1 protein-coding gene and 1 pseudogene are annotated in these 1,600 nt (G+C 73.2%); both read left to right on the top strand.

The window, feature by feature from the left end; genetic code table 11:
* Window positions 1–171 precede the first annotated feature (171 nt).
* Window positions 172–1,338 (top strand): glycosyltransferase family 4 protein, encoded by a 1,167-nt coding sequence (locus ACFWDI_RS40925; RefSeq protein ID WP_385312185.1) that lies wholly within the window; start codon window positions 172–174, stop codon window positions 1,336–1,338.
* Window positions 1,335–1,600 (top strand): annotated as a pseudogene (locus tag ACFWDI_RS40920) (SAM-dependent methyltransferase); the annotation flags it as partial. The gene ACFWDI_RS40925 and the pseudogene ACFWDI_RS40920, both read left to right, overlap by 4 nt.

Here is a 1,600-nt window from a genome sequence, read left to right as displayed (position 1 = left end):
CGCACAATGTGACGCCGTGTCAGCTCCCCAGCAGGCCAAATTTGTCACCGCCGTGAGTAGCGGCATCGAACAGCCGGGCGGACACTACCAACCCCACCCCACCCCGCCCCAGGCCGCTCGTGCCCCCAACGCCCCCCACCGTCCCGCACCTCAAGGCGAGTTGGAGCTCGAATGCCCCAGCACGTACCCCCCATGTTGCGCGCGCCACTCCCCCACCACCGGCCGAAGTCTCCGGAGCACGACCCTTCTTCCGGCCCTCCTCCGCATCCGCGCCGGATCGTCTTCCTCGCCCGCCGCGACCTCGGCAACCCGGCCGCCGGCGGCTCCGAACTGCTCATCGACCGTATCGCCGACGGGCTCACCGCCCACGGCCACCAGGTCACGCTCCTGTGCGGCGGTCCCGCCGCCTTCCGCGACTACCGCGTGGTCTCGGCCGGCGGGGACGCCGGACACTTCCTGCGCGCCCGCCGCGCCTTCGAACGGCAGGTCGGTGACTGCGACCTGTTCGTCGAGGTGTGCAACGGCATGCCGTACCTCGCCCCGCTGTGGCACCGCGGACCTACGCTCTGCCTGGTCAACCATGTGCACACCGACATCTGGACCGAGCGTTTCCCCGGCCCCGCCGCCCGGCTCGGCAGACGGCTCGAGCGCTGGGCACTGACCCGCGCCCACAGCGGCAACCTGCTGGTCGCCGTCTCACCTTCCACGGCCGACGCGCTCCACGGCCTCGGTGTCCCGCGCGAGCGGATCCGGCTCGTCCACAACGGTGTCGAGGATCCGGGCCCGCTCGCCCCCAGATCGGCGGAGCCGCTGTTCCTCGCCGTGGGACGCCTCGTCGAGTACAAGCGGATCGAGCTGTTGCTGCGTCTGTGGGAGAGGGTCAGACCGGTCACCGGAGGCCGGCTCGTCATCGTCGGTGACGGGCCGGAACGCGCCCGGCTCGAAGCTCTCGCCGGGCCCGGCGTGACCTTCACCGGGCGGGTCCCGGAGGCCGAGAAGCACCGGCTGCTGTGCGCGGCCTGGGTGTTGCTGCACCCCTCGCTCGTCGAGGGCTGGGGGCTGGTGGTGACCGAGGCGGCGGCCCGGTCCACGCCCGCCGTCGGCTTCGACGTGCCCGGACTCAGAGACTCGATCGACGACGGCGTCACCGGCGTGCTGGCCCGCGGCGAGAGCTCGTTCGCCGCGGCCTGGTGCACGCTGGCGCTCAGCCCCGAGCGGCGCGAGGCGCTCGGCCGGGCGGCCGGGCAGCGGGCGGCGCACTTCCGCTGGGGCGCCACGGTCCGGCAGTTCCGGGCGGCGGCCGCGGAGGCCGCGCCACGGCGGATGGACCGGCCGTGAAGGACCCCTCCATCCGCAGGTCCCTCACTCTCTTCCGGGCGTTCATGGGCGAGCAGTCCGACCCGGACCGGTGCTACACCCTGCTCGCCCATGACGCGGCCGACCAGCTCGAGCGGCAGACGCCCCTGCGCGACCGGCTGGTGGTGGATGTGGGCGGCGGAAGCGGCCACTTCACCGAGGAGTTCCGGCGGCGCGGAGCACAGAGCTTTCTCTTCGAGCCCGACCTGCGGGAACTCGGCGCACGGAGCACCATCCCCGCGGG

The sequence above is a fragment of the Streptomyces sp. NPDC060064 genome (assembly GCF_042736455.1).
GTDB lineage: Bacteria > Actinomycetota > Actinomycetes > Streptomycetales > Streptomycetaceae > Streptomyces.
Note: the sequence above shows the minus strand (reverse complement) of the source record. Positions and strands in the feature narration are given on the sequence as shown.